The sequence below is a fragment of the Nodularia sp. LEGE 04288 genome, assembly GCF_963896525.1.
Classification (GTDB): Bacteria; Cyanobacteriota; Cyanobacteriia; order Cyanobacteriales; family Nostocaceae; genus Nodularia.
Window position 1 is genome coordinate 1 of record NZ_CAWQOY010000136.1, and the last position, 16,160, is coordinate 16,160.

Consider the following 16,160-nt stretch of genomic DNA (forward strand, 5'->3'; position numbering starts at 1 on the left):
CTCTGAGCTTCTCCCCTGCCCCCTGCACCCTGCCCCCTTTCCTCTGATCTTCCCATTCCCCATTCCCTAATTAAAATCCCGCTACTGGGTCTGGCTGAGACTCCAGATGTTGGAGAAAACTGTGCAATTCTTCTTCCGTTAGCAAAGTGCGTCCCCGCTTGCCGTAGGTTTTAATTAAATGCTCTCTTCCCTGTTCTGCTGTCCAGCCTAAGCGCTGAAGTTCGACATCTGTTTTGGCAATGACATCAGATAAATCCACTGGTTCACTTTTCTTCTTTTTTTTAGCTTCCCATATTTGATTGCTCACATTCTCTGGCGGACTATAACTGCGGGGTGTAAAAGGTGTGACATTACTCGCAAAATTTCCCGAAAATGTCTGACGTTCCGACTGGTTTTCAGGCATCGTTTCCCGGTTTTGAAATGGGGTATCGAATTCTAGGTGTCGGTTGTGAGTTGAGGGAACATTTTGATTTAAATCTTGGCTGTAGGTATCGCTGCTTTCAGCAATTTCTGTGTCAATTTGTACTGACTCTGTTTTGAGATTCTGTTCACTCAGAGGCGGTAGAGATATTTCTCTGTCATTGGGTGCTGACCATTGGCTACTGCCAAAGTCTTCATCTATAACGGGGGAATAGCTAGCCTGATTAGGCTCGTTCAATTTCACCTTGGCGGTGTTCAAGGCAGAATTTAACTGCACTGGGGATGTCTCTTGGGGAGCCAATTCTACCGATGCCTGTGGAGAATTGCTGATGCCCAAAACCATTAATGCTCTAGTTCTGGCTTTGTCTTCTGCTACTTCTACGGTTTCTGCCCCTGCCATGCCAGTCGCACGGGTGACGTTTTCAATTTGCACGCTAGCCCGGACAATATATTTTCCTTGAAAAATTTGCACTAATTCAGTAATAATACTGCCCTGGGGATACAAGCTCTGGAATTGAGCTAACATCAACATAATACTGCCACCAATCTAAATCTGCTTTGTAAGGAAAAGTGGACTACTTTTTCCTGTGTCTCCAAAAAAGAAAAAATCAAATTTTCTTCCTGACTCAGGACTCAGGACGGGCTGCCCCGCTAACAGCACTCAGCACTCAGTTGTGTCCCGATTATAGCAGTAGCTGTGGGTTGAGTAACTCTAGGTGGCCACTGTTTAAATGCTATACTAATTACCCAATTCTATATCCGAAATTATTTTCTGGAAGTACGCACTAAATCTACAATAATGGAGATAAGGTTCGCCCTCACTGCTTGTTAAGCTGCTTACCTGATTGTTACCGATTCTACATATAGGAAAATCGGGTGTACGGCAGTTTATCCTACTTACACATCAGAGTCTCATGGTGAAAGTACCTGAAATCTAGACCATCAAACACTTGTAGTTTCCCCTGGTAGCGCTTGCGGTCTGTGTGGAGAGTTATCCCAACCCAGCCTCTTTTAAAACTCGTTGCGTAATTACCTAGTGGGGCTAAATTCTAATCAGGTGTACTGTATTAAGTTGGATTAGTTGAAGGGGCTTATACTCAGACGAACTCACCAGATGATTTTGCAGTGCGCGGTTCGTAAAGACAAGGCGGCTAACCGTTAGGGTGAGTCGGCTTCCTTAGCTTGAAAGAGGAACCCTGTTTCCAGGCAATTCGTTTCCAGATAGTGTAGTTAAGCAGAAGTAACCGACTATCTGACAACAATTCGTTGTCTGCGATGCCCGCAGGGCTTGACGCACAGCGTCTCCCCTGGGGAGAAAGCTACAAATAAAACTGACTTTTCATGGAAACTCAAAAACCCCTTTCCAAACCTCTCCCCTGTCAGGAGAGATATTTGAAATTTTCCCCCTTCTCAAGTCGGAAAGGGGCTAGAGGTTGAGGTTATACGATAATCTTTCCTCATGACCTGAAAAGTCAGCGGATAAAAAGGTCTTTTGACTTTTGCGTAGCAGCAAAGCGTGTCTGTCAGCCGTGTTAGCGCAGCGTCTCCCCTTGTCCCAAAGTAAGATGCTGCGACTAGGGAGAGGGTATACACCCAAAGGGCCAGATTAAATGAAAAATGATGTTTTGACCAAAGGTCGGTTCACTGCATGGAATTTTCTATCGCTACACTCCTTGCCAATTTCACTGATGATAAATTGGTTGCTCGTAAAGTTTTGGAAAAGAAACTAGGTTGCGAGGATGAAATTAGTTTACAAAAACTTCACATTGCTTTGGAAGTTCTGGAAAAAATCGGAATTCTGGTGAAAGAACGCGGCAAATATCGCCGGGTGGCCGAAGAAGGTGTTATTGAAGCCAAACTCCGTTGTTCTAGTAAAGGCTTTTGCTTTGCTATTCAAGATGTGGAAGGAGCCGAGGATATTTATATTCGTGAGAGTCATCTGAGTAATGCTTGGAATGGCGATCGCGTTTTGGTGAGAGTCCTCAAGGAAGGTAGTCGTCGCCGTTCTCCAGAAGGAGAAGTTAAGCTGATCCTGGAACGTTCCAACCACACATTACTGGCACGAATTAAGCCAGTAGAAAACGGTTTTCGGGCTGTACCCTTAGATGATCGATTGCTGTTTGAACTCAAAATCCAAACAAACGGCATGAAATTAGAAGAAGCCATTGACCACCTCGCCCATGTGGAAGTGCTGCGTTATCCCCTAGCCCAATATCCCCCATTGGGTCGAGTGGTACAAATCCTGGGTAGCGATGCCGAGGCTGCTGCTGATATAGACTTGGTAACTTGTAAGCACGACCTGTCACGTAATTTCCCGGACGTAGTTCTAGACGCAGCTGCTAAGTTGCCCAAAAGGCTCTTGAAAGCAGACTTGAAAAACAAACTGGATTTACGCAATTTATTTACTCTGACAATTGCCGGTGTAAATGTTGACAGCAAATTCATTGAAAATGCTTTCAGTCTCGAAAAAACAGCAGAAGGACATTGGCTGTTAGGCTTTCATATTGCTGATGTTTCCCATTATGTCCACCCTGACGAACCTCTCGATAGAGAATCTGTGAAGCGGGGCAAGTCGGTGTATTTGGGAGACTTAGTGCTGCCCATGTTACCCGAAGGTGTGGCCGAACGCTGTGCATTTGTAGAAGGAAGCGATCGCCTAGCTCTGTCTTTCTTAATTGCCATTGATCCACAGTCTGGAGAAGCCTTGGAGTGGGAAATTCAGCCCAGCGTCATCAATGTAGATGCAGCACTGAGTCGGCAAGAAGCAGAAGCCATTCTCACAGGTGAAACTCAAGACGAAATTCCCAAGGTAATTGAGATTCTGCAAGACCTAGAAACACTGCGAAAAGCGGTGAAACAAATGCGCCTAGCTCGTGGCAGCTTGGAGTTGAATCTACCACCTAACCAAAACCCCTATTATGATGAAGGGATCTTAGGCGCAGTATTGGTCAATGATTTACCAGTGCGATCGCTCTTGACAGAGTTCGTGCTACTGGTGAATGAACTCATGGCCAAACATCTCAGTGCTTTAGGTATTCCCGCTATTTGGCGCGTCCAAGGTACACCCGATACCGAAGATGTTCAGGAAATGCTGAAATTAGCGATCAATTTGGGCGTAGAACTCACACTAGAAGCAGAAGTTGATATCCAACCTTTAGATTATCAGCACTTAACTGGGGCTTTTGCGGAATCCCCATCAGAGCAAGTTCTGACCTATTTATTACAAGATACTCTCAAGCCAGCTGCCTACAACACCACGAAAGGAACACACTTTGGTTTATCACTAGAGCAATATACTCACTGTAGTTCTCCGCTGCGACGATACCCAGATTTGCTCATGCAAAGAGTGTATTATAGGTTAATTGAGCATGGACGCGATCGCCGCAATACCCGTGTGAAAGAGCGGGTAAACCTGCGTCACTCCTCTTCTCACAACGAAATTAACTGGAACGTTCTGCCGCCAGAATTGCAACAAGAACTCCAAACTGATTTAAATCGGGTAATCATCCAGATTAACGACAGAGAAAAAGAAGTCCAAGAAGCCGAAGCTGATTTAGCTGGACTGCAAAAAGCCCAACTGATGAAACAGCGCATCGGTCAGGTCTTCCAGGGCGTAATTACTGGTGTGCAATCCTATGGCTTCTTTGTGGAAATTGAAGTTCCAGCCGCCGAATCGACTCCAGGAGAAGATATCAGCGTACCTTTACGAGTCGAAGGACTGGTACACGTCAGTTCCCTCAAAGATGATTGGTATGAATATCGCGCCAGACAACAGGCACTATTTGGGCGCAAAAATCGAGCTTCTTACAGACTAGGCGATCGCGTAGCTGTGCAAGTTAAAAGTGTCGATTATTATCGTCAGCAAATTGATTTAGTCACAGTCAGCAGTGATCTTGTCGCTAAAGGTTTGGGTGTCAATGCTACCAACAATGACCCATCAGATATCTACTTACCCAGCAACTTAGATACATATGCAGAGGATGAGTGACCGAAGAGGCAGGGGAGCAGGGAGCCGGGGGGATTTAAAAATCCCGTGCCAAAAGGGTTTCAAGACCCTAAATTTATTTATGCTCAAAGGAAAAATATTTATTACTCCTAGAGAAGCCGCTCCGCGTCAACGAGATGATTTGCACAAGCAATAATGCGTCATTGTTTTCCGCCCCTAAATTTATCTCTGGAGTTTCCCCTGTCCCTTTGATTTTTTTTGACATCCTCCCACACTCTCGCCAGTGGTGAGTGCAGGCTGACACCTTGACGCGCTGTTTCTCGTAATTATTCGACCGCTTTTGTTTTTTCGAGAGTCGATGTTGCAGGATCGCCAACTCTGGAAAAACTTGGGCGGTTTTACGAGAACACCGTCAGGAACACTAAGATAAACTTTACTAAAAGCCCCGTGTCAAACAACTCCAAACCCCTTATATTAGGCATATCTGGTGCATCTGGTCTCATCTACGCCGTTCACGCCCTCAAATATCTGCTCGCAGCCGACTATGAAATTGAACTAGTAGCCTCTAAATCAACTTACATGGTCTGGGCCAGCGAACAGGAAACTCGAATGCCAGCTGAACCAACCGCACAAGAGCAATTCTGGCGAGAACAAGCTGGAGTAACTGTTGGGGGTAAATTACGCTGCCATCCTTGGGGTGATGTGGGAGCCGGAATCGCCAGTGGTTCTTTTCGCACATTGGGGATGATTATTATGCCATGTAGCATGAGTACAGTAGCGAAGATAGCAGGGGGCTTAAGTTCCGACTTACTAGAACGAGCTGCGGATGTCCAGATTAAAGAAGGGCGAAAGCTAGTCATCGTTCCCCGTGAAACGCCATTTAGCCTGATTCACCTGCGAAACTTAACAACTTTGGCAGAAACTGGAGTCAGAATTGTCCCAGCCATTCCGGCTTGGTATCACAATCCTCAAAGCATTGAGGATTTAGTTGATTTTGTAGTTGCTCGTGCTTTAGATCAACTAGATATTGATTGCATTCCGATTCAGCGTTGGCAAGGAAGTAAGTAATTTTTGCCTTTTGCCTTTGGCTTTGATTGAGTAACTTTGAGTTTTGCCTTTTCTATGGCTGTAATTCGCTTAATTCTATTGGTGGCAGTACTAGGGATACTCTCACTGTTGTTAGTTCAAAATTGGTCGCCTGTCCTAGCGCTCGTATTTTTGGGTGTGCGAACTCTACCATTACCCCTGGCGATGTGGATTTTTTTTAGTACTGCTGCTGGTGCTTTGACATCCCTACTGATTACTACCTTGCTGAAGGTATCAAATTATTTTGGGGAACCACAACGCCAAAGACCTAATAAATCAGCCGGAACTTCACCCCGTGCGAAAGCGACATCTAGGGAAGAACCTCAACCACAAACCTATAGACCTTCGACCGCAGCTAGTACAAAAGAATCCGATACCAGTCACGAATTTGACGATTGGGAGACAAATGATCCGAGAAATGATGATTGGGACTTTGATCAACAGCAACGAGAAGCACCCACCCCGATTCCTCAAACTCCACCAGTTCGAGACTCTCAAAGCTACGAACGCCAACAAGAACCTCAAAGCCGTTCCCAATCTGGTTCGGTTTATTCCTACAACTATCGTGAGCCAAAAAATACTGCGGTAGGAAAAACTGAATCCGTTTATGATGCTGATTACCGGGTAATCATCCCTCCTTCTGAACCACCGACTACTAACCAAGTCGATGAACAAGCCGATGATGATGACGATGATTGGAAGTTTTTTGAAGACGACAATTTTGAGAATGAAGATGAGCCGCCACGTAAGTAAGCTGGGAATTACTGAGACAGTACACGCTCACGAGACTCCTGCTTGACCTTGCCGTTCATAGCTGCCTCTTGCAAAGTCATGAAAGCATTGAAATCTTCCAAGTCATACTGGGTAGTCAACAGATGCCGTAGTTGGTTTTCTGCTTCAACACTCAGGTAGCTTGTTGCTAAAGCTTGTTGTACTAAGTCACGAATTCGAGTCATTGTTGATGCCTCACTCATACCACATTGATTTATTTGGTCTGACTCTGGTGGGATATGCAGTGACTGCTGTCACTAAGGGACTTCCAAGTTGATGAGATTCATTGATGAAAAGTTAAACAACAAGTCACCTTTTACACTTAGATTTGCTAAAATTATTGATGGCAGCTTGCTATAACTAAGTTTCAGCAGTTTAATACTGTGCTGTTAAAAAAACATAGTATTCTGTACAACTAAAATTTCCCACCAGAGAGAGTCCTGTTGCTTTGTATTGACAGGATTTGTCTGCATAAAGTTTCACGGAAACTTTATGCAATTTTATAGAATCATTAAATATACTTAAGCAAAAATGACCAAATTGTATGATTTTGTCTTGTGAAAATATTACTCCTGTGATATTAGATACAACACAGTAAGGTCATGGCTGCAACTAAATTAAATCAAAGTCATTTTAGAAGTTAGGATAATAGTGAAATTAACCCTAACTGGAGCGAAACGACTGGTGAGCAGCTTATTGCAAGGAGTCAACCTGTATTTAATTGGCATGATGGGCGCTGGTAAAACTACGGTAGGACAATTACTCGCTAATCATCTGGGTTATAGGTTTTTAGATACCGATGATGTAATTACCCAATCAGCAGGAAGATCCATCAATCAGCTTTTTGCTGAAGAAGGTGAAACAGCATTTCGCCAGTTAGAAAGCGATGTATTGGCACAAGTGTGTGCTTATACGCGGTTGACTGTAGCAACAGGTGGAGGCATCGTGTTACGGCCAGAAAACTGGAGTTACTTACACCACGGTTTAGTTGTGTGGCTAGACGTGCCAGTGGAATTACTCTACACCCGTTTGGCAGAGGATACCACAAGACCATTATTACAAGATGCTGATCCCAAAGGTAAATTGCGATCGCTTCTCGAACAACGCACACCACTTTACTCTCAAGCTGACCTCAAAATCACTGTCAGAGAAGCAGAAACACCTGAAGAAATTGCTCACAGAGTCATAGAGGCAATTCCCAGCGTTCTCAAACCACAAGTTTCTCAGTGAACATCGAGCATTGCTACTGTCCAAATTCCAGCCTAGCCTGTTCAACCAAATCGGCTGTCACCACCTTTTTCTCGGCTTGACGTGCTAACTGTTCAATTCGGGCTTTAGCTTGGGAACGAGCAAAAAAGGGAATATTCTGCAATTTTTCTTGAGCTTCTGATGTCCAGCCCAAAGCTTCTGTAAAATTTGAATCGCTCATATAGCTGGGGAGTAGGGAGTAGGGAGTGGGGAGTGGGTTATAACCCTTTTGGTGTCTAAGTTTGATGATCCGTTTATGTCTTAACCTCCTTGGCGGTTGCTATAACTATTTATTGCTTGTGCAGTTAATTTGATTGTGCCACATCCCAGACCAGACAAAAAAGCCCCTGTTGTTCAACAAGGGCTAGTAAAGCATTTGATTGTCAGTGATCAAATAAATTTTTCAACCTAGTCAATGTCATCCATGAACATAACTGGCTCAGTCTCACGGTTGATTCCTCTTTCAAAACCACCAGCAGCGGCGCGAGCGCGACCCGCGTGCCATAGGTGACCAATCAGGAAGAAGAAACCTAACACAAAGTGAGAGGTAGCCAACCAAGCACGAGGAGATACGTAGTTGAAAGAGTTGATTTCGGTAGCCACACCACCTACAGAGTTCAAAGAACCCAAAGGAGCGTGAGTCATGTATTCAGCAGCACGACGTGCTTGCCAAGGTTGAATATCATTCTTGACTTTATCTAAGTCAAGACCGTTAGGACCACGTAAAGGCTCTAACCAAGGGCCTTGGAAATCCCAGAAGCGCATGGTTTCACCACCGAAGATGATTTCACCAGTAGGAGAGCGCATCAGGTATTTACCCAGACCTGTGGGGCCTTGTGCAGAACCGACGTTAGCACCTAAGCGTTGGTCACGAATCAAGAAGGTCAAAGCTTGAGCTTGAGAAGCTTCAGAAGCAGTAGGACCAAAGAATTCGCTGGGATAAGCAGTATTGTTAAACCAAACCATGACAGAGGCGATGAAGCCCATCAAAGAAAGAGCGCCCAAACTGTAGGAAAGGTAAGCCTCACCAGACCAGATGAACGCACGACGCGCCCATGCAAAAGGCTTGGTGAAGATGTGCCAGATACCACCAGAAATACACATCAGGGCAATCCAGATGTGACCACCGATGATATCTTCCATGTTATTGACGCTGATAATCCAACCTTCGCCACCGAAGGGAGCCTTAATCAGATAACCAAAGATTACAGCCGGGTTTAATGTCGGGTTAGTAATTACACGAACATCACCACCACCTGGGGCCCAGGTATCGTAAACACCGCCAAAGAACATTGCCTTCAGCACCAACAGGAGCGCACCACATCCCAGGATGATCAGGTGGAACCCGATGATGTTAGTCATCTTGTTCTTGTCTTTCCAGTCATAGCCAAAGAAGGAGGAATATTCTTCTAAGGTTTCTGGGCCACGGACAGCATGATAGATACCGCCAAAACCCAGTACAGCTGAAGAAATCAGGTGAAGTACACCAACAACAAAGTAGGGAAAGGTGTCGAAAATTTGACCACCAGCACCAACGCCCCATCCAAGGGTGGCGAGGTGAGGTAGCAGGATCAAGCCCTGCTCGTACATGGGTTTTTCCGGAATGAAGTGAGCGACTTCAAACAAAGTCATCGCTCCCGCCCAAAATACAATCAAACCAGCATGGGCTACGTGAGCGCCAAGCAGTTTACCAGATAAGTTAATTAAACGAGCGTTACCAGACCACCAAGCAAAGCCTGTGGATTCTTGGTCACGTCCGCCGCCTAATACAGTTGGTCTATTAGAGAGCGTTACCACGCGGTAGAACCTCCTCTGGGAATACGAATTGTTTGTGTGGCTGATCTTGAGGAGCCATCCAAGCGCGGATACCCTCGTTCAGCAAAATGTTTTTGGTATAGAAAGTTTCAAACTCTGGGTCTTCTGCTGCCCGTAATTCTTGGGAAACGAAGTCATAAGCCCGCAGGTTCAGTGCTAAACCGACAATCCCAATTGATGCCATCCATAAGCCAGTGACTGGCACAAATAGCATGAAGAAGTGTAACCAACGTTTGTTGGAGAATGCAATCCCGAAAATCTGTGACCAGAAACGGTTTGCTGTCACCATTGAGTAGGTTTCTTCAGCTTGGGTGGGGTTGAAGGCGCGGAAGGTGTTAGAAGCTTCACCGTCTTCAAACAAAGTATTTTCTACTGTAGCTCCGTGAATGGCACACAATAGCGCACCACCGAGAACACCTGCTACACCCATCATGTGGAAGGGGTTGAGTGTCCAGTTATGGAAACCTTGTAGGAATAGTAGAAAACGGAAAATTGCCGCTACACCAAAGCTAGGTGCAAAGAACCAGCTTGACTGTCCCAAGGGGTACATCAGAAAGACGCTGACGAATACCGCAATGGGGGCAGAGAAGGCTAGAGCGTTGTATGGACGAATGCCTACAAGACGGGCAATTTCAAATTGGCGCAACATGAAGCCAATTAATGCAAAGGCTCCGTGTAGGGCGACGAATGGCCACAATCCACCCAATTGGAACCAACGGGTGAGGTCGCCTTGAGCTTCGGGTCCCCACAACAGTAGTAGGGAGTGTCCCAAGCTGTCTGGTGGGGTGGAAACTGCAACTGTGAGGAAGTTAGCTCCTTCCAGGTAAGATGATGCTAATCCGTGGGAGTACCAGGAGGTGACGAATGTTGTACCGGTCAGCCAACCGCCTAATGCTAGGTAAGCGCAAGGAAATAGTAATATTCCTGACCAGCCTACGAATACAAAGCGATCGCGCTTTAACCAGTCGTCTAATACGTCAAACCACCCTCTTGTACTAGGGGCGCGTCCAACTGCGATGGTCATTGAACTAAAATCCTCTTTTACTAAAATTGCAACGTTTTTGAAGCAACGCTGTCGGCAATTTTTCCGACTTAATGCGACTGCAACGAGGAATTAACGTTTTTTTGTCAATCTCAGCGGCCTGAAAGCATCTGAGAATGTGAGAGTTCACCGTCTTGATGATCGGAATTTCTCAGAGTTATGACATTACACGTACCATTGGCTAATTGTTTAGCTTGTGGTAACTTAATGATTCTTAACTTATCACATTAGTTGGAGTTTTCGTCCAATCGACTTGAGTAAATTGGGTATTAAACACAAACCTATTACTTATTATGAATATCAGAATTTTAACAATCTGACACAACTTTTCTCAGAAATCTTAAAAGTTTAACTACCCAACTTGCACGAAAAGCTCCTAAAATGGCAGACTTGAATAGGGAAGAACTCACGGGCCAAGGTAGTTCAATGACGGCATCAACAACAATTAACAAAGGTGATTCGCCCAATGGCGATCGCAAACCTGCAAGTACCCTACATCAAAATGTTCTGGGTTCTCGTCGGTTCAGCAACTACTGGTGGGCAACTATCGTTACATTGGGAGCCACAGGCTTCTTTTTGGCTGGGATATCTAGTTACTTGAAAGTAAATTTTCTCCTAGTTACCGATGCAACTCAACTGATATTTGTACCCCAAGGACTAGTTATGGGGTTATATGGCACTGTAGGCTTACTTTTAGCCTCATATTTATGGCTAGTTGTTTTATGGGATGTAGGCGGCGGCTACAACGATTTCAATCAGGAAACTGGTAGGATAAAAATTTTTCGTTGGGGATTTCCCGGCAAAAACCGTCGCATTGAAATCGATAGCTATACTCAAGACGTGCAGTGTGTCCGAATAGACATTAAAGAAGGTCTGAATCCCCGTCGCGCTCTCTACCTACGCGTCAAGGGTCGGCGAGATATACCCCTCACACGGGTAGGTCAACCCTTATCTTTAGCAGAGTTGGAAACTACAGGTGCTGAGTTAGCCCGCTTTTTGGGAGTACCTCTGGAAGGACTTTGAAGAAGCAGGGGTGCAGGGTGCAGGGTGCAGGGGGGAAGAAAATTCTCCATCTCAATCCCCAATACCCAATCCCTAATCCCTAATCCCCAATCCCCAGTCCCCTAAAAAGATAAGATACTCTGGTTGAATCTGTAACTGACTATGCGGTTAAAAATTTCACAATTTCTGGTTGTATTTTTGATAGTCGGTGCTTTGACCTTGGGAGGATGTTTAGATCGGGAGATGACTTCTGATTCTGTTTCTCCCAACTCGACAGCAGGTGATACAAATACGACGACAACGACTGATACAACATCAGTATCTGAAACTATAAATGAGAGTGTTCCTGGAATGAAAGATTTACCACGGCTCGAAGGTAACGCTACTGTGGTGATGATGGTTAACGGTTCCCCGGTTACTATCGAGGTAGACGGCACCAATGCCCCAATTACAGCTGGTAACTTCGTCGATTTAGTCCAAAAAGGTGTGTACGATGGGTTAGTTTTCCATCGAGTTGTGCGCGATCCCCAACCTTTTGTAGCTCAAGGGGGCGATCCTCAAAGTAAAGACCCGAACGTTCCAGTAAGTAGACTGGGAACTGGTGGTTACATTGACCCCAAAATTGGGACTGAACGCCGTATACCCTTGGAAATTAAGCCACAAGGCGAAGAAAGCCCTATTTATGGCAAGACTTTGGAATCGGCTCGTGTGACGAAGCCACCTCAGTTACAGCATAAACTCGGTGCGGTAGCTATGGCGCGATCGCAAATGCCCGATTCTGCTTCCTCACAGTTTTACTTTGCCCTAGCAGATTTAGCTTTCCTGGATGGTAGCTACGCCGTTTTTGGTAATGTTACCGAAGGCTTTGATGTAGTTAACAAAATTAAGCAAGGCGATCGCATTGAGTCAGCTAAAGTCACTCAAGGCGCGGAAAATCTCAAAACTCCTGAGTAAGAGGGAGTAGGGGGAAGAGGCAGGGGTGCAGGGTGCAGGGTGCAGGGGGGAAGAAACTGCTCAATCTCAGTCCTTTATCCCCAGTTCCCAGTTCCCAAATCCCCATTCCCCAGTCCCCTTTCCCCATGTCCCAAATTGGTTGTTATTACTGGTATTGGTTTAGTCTCAGCTTTAGGCACAAGCTTAGAGGATAGCTGGCAAAAGTTAATCGCAGGTAAATCTGGTATTCAAAGGTATCAACCATTTTCCGAACTGGAAGCATATCCTCTGGGTTTGATTGGTAAGCAACCTGCTGAATTAAGAATTTTGACTCAGCAGGTTGTCGCTGCTGCATTACAAGACGCTGGATTAGTTTCACCTTTACCTGATTGTGCTGTGGTCATTGGCTCAAGTCGCAGTCATCAGGGTTCTTGGGAGTTGCTAGCGCGGCAAATGTATGGAAATCATACCCCCGAAACTGTTTTAAATCAGGGGGATGTAGTCTTAGATAATTGGTTAGATTTTTTACCTCATATGAGCGTGATCGCAGCTGCTAGACAAATTGGTGCAACTGGTATAGTTTTAGCACCGATGGCTGCTTGCGCTACTGGTATTGGGGCGATCGCTCAAGCCGCTTTATTAATCAAAACTGGGCAATGTCAACGTGCGATCGCAGGTGCTGTAGAAGCCCCCATTACACCCCTCACCTTGTCAGGGTTTCAACAAATGGGCGCTTTGGCAAATACTGGGGCTTATCCCTTTGATTTGCATCGGGAAGGCTTAGTATTAGGTGAAGGTGCGGCGGTGTTTATTTTGGAATCGGCAGAATTAGCACAGCAACGTCAAGCTAAAATTTATGGTAAGATTCTTGGCTTTAGCTTGACAGCAGATGCATATCATACTAATAAACCGGAACCAAATGGGAAAAGTGCGATCGCAGCAATTCAGCAATGTTTAAAACGCAGTTCCCTCACCCCAGCCGATATTGATTACATTCACGCTCATGGTACAGCCACTCTCCTAAATGACAGAGTAGAGAGTAAAATTATCCAGAATATATTTCCCAATAAAGTAGCAATAAGTTCCACCAAAGGCGCTACAGGTCATACATTAGGAGCATCAGGAGCTTTAGGTGTGGCATTTTCGCTTTTAGCTATGCAGCAAAAAATATTACCACCTTGCGTAGGATTGCAAACACCGGAATTTGATTTAAATCTGGTAATAGCGGCGCGTGAAAGTGCAGTGCAGAGAGTGTTATGTTTCAGCTTTGGCTTTGGGGGTCAAAATGCTGCGATCGCCTTGAGTAAATTTTAGTTAAATATTCCAAAATTTTTGTGCCATTGCTTCAACTGTTATTTCTAAACCTGGCAAATAATTTTCAATCACACTCCAAATAATATCAAGGTCTACATTCAAATATTCATGAGTTAATCTATTCCGAAATCCAGCAATGTTATTCCATTCGATTTCCGGGTATTGATTTTTCCAATCTGGTGGGAGTTTTTGTACAGACTCACACATTATTTGAAGATTCCTTAACACTGCATCTTGAGTTTTTATATCTTTATAAAATACTTCTTTACCGTCAAATGTATATTGCTTAATCCTGGTAATGCAGTCTCGAATATGAATCAAATAAACCCGACTATCTTTCATAGATAGACAGCCTCATGAAAAACTTTATCTCGAATTAAATCATGTAATGAGTTAGGTGTAACAATATCAACTTTACGATTCAAGAGATGTTCTAAATCTGAAATCAAACCACCTGGAAACCAAGGAGAGATTTTATCTAAATCGTAATCAATTAAAAAATCAATATCACTTGCTTCTGTTTCTTCGCCTCTGGCTACACTACCAAAAAGCCGCAAATTATAAGCTCCATGTTGAGTCGCAATCCTCAAAATTTCTTCTCGTTTTTCGTGGAGCAATTGTTTTAAGCCTGTTTTTTCATCTTCTGCCATAGATTCAGTTATCAAATAATCTTCTAACGGTTTGTAATACTGCGGGGTCGGAGTTGGGCTTGAGGTGTTTGACTATACACTTGGGATGCTTGAGTAAGTCTATATTTTCTGCTAAATTAGGTGTCGCCAAATCCGCCACTTCCTAAGATGTAGATAATTTTATAGCTTTGACGGAGGATTTTACCATTCGTAGGCATGGTTTTTGAATTGGCGCTAGGAAAATTAGCTTTATTGTGCCAAATTTTTCATTATTAAAGCAAGTGATTCTACTCACCCAGGATTTGATTGTGGGATGGGTGTCCCGACTCGTCCCCTAATCAGGGCGATCGCCCTCACCAAAACCTAGATTCTGAGAAACGGATATGATAGAAAAGTAAATAAAACTTCAAAAATATTTATCAAATGGTGATTGACTTCCCTGGCTTGACCAAAGTCAAAGACTCACTCAAAGAAAAAATTTTCTTCGGTCATGAACCCAGCGCCGAGTTAATTGCAATTCTTACCGTCTACTTTGTCCAAGGAATTTTAGGGTTGGCGCGTCTAGCTGTCAGCTTTTTTCTCAAAGATGAATTGCTACTGAGTCCGGCTCAAGTGTCAGCATTATTCGGAATAGTCGCCTTACCTTGGATTATCAAGCCGGTGTTTGGCTTTATTTCCGATGGCTTACCTATATTTGGCTACCGTCGCCGACCATATTTGATCCTCTCTGGGATATTAGGAGCAATTTCTTGGATAAGTTTAGCCACCATAGTTCATAGTAGCTGGGCAGCGACATTAGCGATCGCCCTTGGTTCACTCTCGGTCGCAGTCAGTGATGTCATAGTTGACTCATTAGTTGTGGAAAGAGCCAGAGTAGAATCTCAAGCATCTGCTGGTTCACTACAATCTCTGTGCTGGGGTGCTTCCGCATTTGGGGGTTTACTCACCGCTTACTTTAGCGGAATGCTGCTAGAACATTTCACCACCCGCACAGTATTTTGGATTACCGCCTCATTTCCCCTCATCGTTTCCGCAGTAGCTTGGTTAATCGCCGAAACCCCAATTAGAAAAAATACCCAAGAAAATCACAGCAATAATCCTCTCAGCACCAAACATCAACTCAAACAACTCCGCCAAGCAGTCACCCAAAAAGCCATTTGGTTACCCACAGCCTTTGTATTTGTCTGGTTAGCCACCCCCACAGCAGATTCTGCCTTTTTCTTCTTCAGCACCAACGAACTACATTTTCAACCAGAATTTTTAGGACGGGTAAGACTAGTAACAAGTGGTGCTTCCTTAATTGGTATTTGGATTTTTCAACGCTTCCTCAAAGGTGTGTCATTCCGCACCATTTTTGCTTGGAGTACAGTGCTTTCCTCAGTCTTGGGAATGACAATGCTGCTGCTGGTGACTCACACCAACCGAACATTAGGTATAGACGACCACTGGTTTAGTTTAGGAGATAGCCTCATCCTCACTGTTATGGGACAAATCGCCTATATGCCAGTATTAGTATTAGCAGCGAGATTATGTCCCCCAGGAGTAGAAGCCACATTATTTGCTGTACTCATGTCCGTTTCCAACTTAGCAGGAATGGTTTCTTATGAATTTGGAGCCATCATCATGCATTGGCTGGGTATCACCGAAACTAACTTTGAATTACTGTGGCTATTAGTAATTATCACAAACCTCAGCACACTATTACCACTACCCTTCATTCGTTGGTTACCTGCTAACGACCCACAAAGCGATTTACTGACATTACAACCAGCTATGGTCACCAATGGAGAAGAAGCATTTTTACCTAATTTGATACCCATTGAATCAGAAACACCCCAATAATTTAATCCAGATAGTTTTTGCGTTACCACTCTTTACTAAAAAAAATGTAACAAAAACTACAAATTCATTAATTATTTTCCTAGTCTAGGATAAAATAGACGGATATATATCC

At 44.4% G+C, this 16,160-nt stretch carries 16 protein-coding genes; 8 read left to right on the forward strand and 8 right to left on the reverse strand.

Going from position 1 to position 16,160, the window contains the following annotated elements; all coding sequences use genetic code 11:
- Window positions 1-70: 70 nt before the first annotated feature.
- Window positions 71-946, reverse strand: a complete 876-nt coding sequence (locus AACX33_RS18800; RefSeq protein ID WP_193997563.1) for a hypothetical protein — start codon at window positions 944-946, stop codon at window positions 71-73.
- 1,122 nt (window positions 947-2,068) lie between these two features.
- Between AACX33_RS18800 and AACX33_RS18805 the strand changes: the two genes are divergently transcribed.
- The 3 genes from AACX33_RS18805 (at window position 2,069) to AACX33_RS18815 (ending at window position 6,205) form a co-directional block, all read left to right on the forward strand.
- A complete protein-coding gene (locus tag AACX33_RS18805) occupies window positions 2,069-4,408 on the forward strand; it encodes a ribonuclease R family protein (protein ID WP_193997562.1) in 2,340 nt (779 codons plus the stop codon).
- A gap of 405 nt (window positions 4,409-4,813) precedes the next feature.
- A complete protein-coding gene (locus AACX33_RS18810) occupies window positions 4,814-5,434 on the forward strand; it encodes a UbiX family flavin prenyltransferase (RefSeq protein ID WP_193997561.1) in 621 nt (206 codons plus the stop codon).
- A 54-nt stretch (window positions 5,435-5,488) separates the two neighbouring features.
- The gene (locus AACX33_RS18815; protein ID WP_193997560.1) at window positions 5,489-6,205 is read left to right on the forward strand and encodes a LapA family protein; all 717 of its coding nucleotides are present in this window, start codon (window positions 5,489-5,491) and stop codon (window positions 6,203-6,205) included.
- An 8-nt stretch (window positions 6,206-6,213) separates the two neighbouring features.
- Here the strand turns inward: AACX33_RS18815 and AACX33_RS18820 are convergent, their stop codons facing one another.
- The gene (locus AACX33_RS18820) at window positions 6,214-6,408 is read right to left on the reverse strand and encodes a hypothetical protein (protein ID WP_193997559.1); all 195 of its coding nucleotides are present in this window, start codon (window positions 6,406-6,408) and stop codon (window positions 6,214-6,216) included.
- 499 nt (window positions 6,409-6,907) lie between these two features.
- Between AACX33_RS18820 and AACX33_RS18825 the strand changes: the two genes are divergently transcribed.
- Complete coding sequence (locus AACX33_RS18825; RefSeq protein ID WP_193998007.1) at window positions 6,908-7,453, forward strand: shikimate kinase; 546 nt, start codon at window positions 6,908-6,910, stop codon at window positions 7,451-7,453.
- 13 nt (window positions 7,454-7,466) lie between these two features.
- Here the strand turns inward: AACX33_RS18825 and AACX33_RS18830 are convergent, their stop codons facing one another.
- The 3 genes from AACX33_RS18830 to psbD all read right to left on the reverse strand — a co-directional run bounded on the left by AACX33_RS18830 (window position 7,467) and on the right by psbD (window position 10,310).
- Complete coding sequence (locus AACX33_RS18830) at window positions 7,467-7,652, reverse strand: PCP reductase family protein (protein WP_193997558.1); 186 nt, start codon at window positions 7,650-7,652, stop codon at window positions 7,467-7,469.
- Window positions 7,653-7,879: 227 nt separating this feature from the next.
- Window positions 7,880-9,268: a photosystem II reaction center protein CP43 gene (psbC, locus tag AACX33_RS18835; protein WP_193997557.1), complete on the reverse strand. Its 1,389-nt coding sequence runs from the start codon at window positions 9,266-9,268 to the stop codon at window positions 7,880-7,882.
- Window positions 9,252-10,310 carry a photosystem II D2 protein (photosystem q(a) protein) gene (gene psbD / locus AACX33_RS18840; RefSeq protein ID WP_227789186.1) on the reverse strand — a complete coding sequence of 353 codons (1,059 nt, stop codon included), beginning with the start codon at window positions 10,308-10,310 and terminating at the stop codon, window positions 9,252-9,254. The genes psbC and psbD overlap by 17 nt, the downstream gene beginning before the upstream one ends.
- A 444-nt stretch (window positions 10,311-10,754) precedes the next feature.
- On the opposite strand from psbD, the gene AACX33_RS18845 reads away from it, so the two are divergent.
- The 3 genes from AACX33_RS18845 (at window position 10,755) to AACX33_RS18855 (ending at window position 13,577) form a co-directional block, all read left to right on the forward strand.
- On the forward strand, window positions 10,755-11,351 hold the full coding sequence (locus AACX33_RS18845; RefSeq protein WP_194000393.1) for a photosystem I assembly protein Ycf4: 597 nt from the start codon (window positions 10,755-10,757) through the stop codon (window positions 11,349-11,351).
- A gap of 141 nt (window positions 11,352-11,492) precedes the next feature.
- The gene (locus AACX33_RS18850; protein WP_193999975.1) at window positions 11,493-12,284 is read left to right on the forward strand and encodes a peptidylprolyl isomerase; all 792 of its coding nucleotides are present in this window, start codon (window positions 11,493-11,495) and stop codon (window positions 12,282-12,284) included.
- A 135-nt stretch (window positions 12,285-12,419) separates the two neighbouring features.
- Complete coding sequence (locus AACX33_RS18855; protein ID WP_193999977.1) at window positions 12,420-13,577, forward strand: beta-ketoacyl-ACP synthase; 1,158 nt, start codon at window positions 12,420-12,422, stop codon at window positions 13,575-13,577.
- Here AACX33_RS18855 and AACX33_RS18860 read toward each other — a convergent pair whose 3' ends face one another.
- The 3 genes from AACX33_RS18860 to AACX33_RS18870 are packed head-to-tail and all read right to left on the reverse strand — an operon-like array spanning window position 13,578 to window position 14,357.
- On the reverse strand, window positions 13,578-13,919 hold the full coding sequence (locus tag AACX33_RS18860) for a HepT-like ribonuclease domain-containing protein (RefSeq protein WP_193999979.1): 342 nt from the start codon (window positions 13,917-13,919) through the stop codon (window positions 13,578-13,580).
- Entirely contained in the window at window positions 13,916-14,227 is a 312-nt protein-coding gene (locus AACX33_RS18865) for a nucleotidyltransferase family protein (RefSeq protein WP_193999982.1), read from the reverse strand. Before AACX33_RS18865 ends, AACX33_RS18860 begins: the two co-directional genes overlap by 4 nt.
- Before the next feature lie 4 nt (window positions 14,228-14,231).
- Window positions 14,232-14,357: a hypothetical protein gene (locus tag AACX33_RS18870; protein WP_265338667.1), complete on the reverse strand. Its 126-nt coding sequence runs from the start codon at window positions 14,355-14,357 to the stop codon at window positions 14,232-14,234.
- A gap of 272 nt (window positions 14,358-14,629) precedes the next feature.
- On the opposite strand from AACX33_RS18870, the gene AACX33_RS18875 reads away from it, so the two are divergent.
- Window positions 14,630-16,048 (forward strand): folate/biopterin family MFS transporter, encoded by a 1,419-nt coding sequence (locus tag AACX33_RS18875; protein ID WP_193999984.1) that lies wholly within the window; start codon window positions 14,630-14,632, stop codon window positions 16,046-16,048.
- Window positions 16,049-16,160 lie beyond the last annotated feature (112 nt).

What these genes read in the sequence shown, in the direction of transcription:
- AACX33_RS18800 (WP_193997563.1), bottom strand. Translation starts at nt 946, where the DNA reads ATGTTAGCTCAATTCCAGAGCTTGTATCCCCAGGGCAGTATTATTACT.
- AACX33_RS18805 (WP_193997562.1), top strand. Translation starts at nt 2,069, where the DNA reads ATGGAATTTTCTATCGCTACACTCCTTGCCAATTTCACTGATGATAAA.
- AACX33_RS18815 (WP_193997560.1), top strand. Translation starts at nt 5,489, where the DNA reads ATGGCTGTAATTCGCTTAATTCTATTGGTGGCAGTACTAGGGATACTC.
- AACX33_RS18820 (WP_193997559.1), bottom strand. Translation starts at nt 6,408, where the DNA reads ATGACTCGAATTCGTGACTTAGTACAACAAGCTTTAGCAACAAGCTAC.
- AACX33_RS18830 (WP_193997558.1), bottom strand. Translation starts at nt 7,652, where the DNA reads ATGAGCGATTCAAATTTTACAGAAGCTTTGGGCTGGACATCAGAAGCT.
- psbD (WP_227789186.1), bottom strand. Translation starts at nt 10,310, where the DNA reads ATGACCATCGCAGTTGGACGCGCCCCTAGTACAAGAGGGTGGTTTGAC.
- AACX33_RS18845 (WP_194000393.1), top strand. Translation starts at nt 10,755, where the DNA reads ATGACGGCATCAACAACAATTAACAAAGGTGATTCGCCCAATGGCGAT.
- AACX33_RS18850 (WP_193999975.1), top strand. Translation starts at nt 11,493, where the DNA reads ATGCGGTTAAAAATTTCACAATTTCTGGTTGTATTTTTGATAGTCGGT.
- AACX33_RS18860 (WP_193999979.1), bottom strand. Translation starts at nt 13,919, where the DNA reads ATGAAAGATAGTCGGGTTTATTTGATTCATATTCGAGACTGCATTACC.
- AACX33_RS18865 (WP_193999982.1), bottom strand. Translation starts at nt 14,227, where the DNA reads ATGGCAGAAGATGAAAAAACAGGCTTAAAACAATTGCTCCACGAAAAA.
- AACX33_RS18875 (WP_193999984.1), top strand. Translation starts at nt 14,630, where the DNA reads ATGGTGATTGACTTCCCTGGCTTGACCAAAGTCAAAGACTCACTCAAA.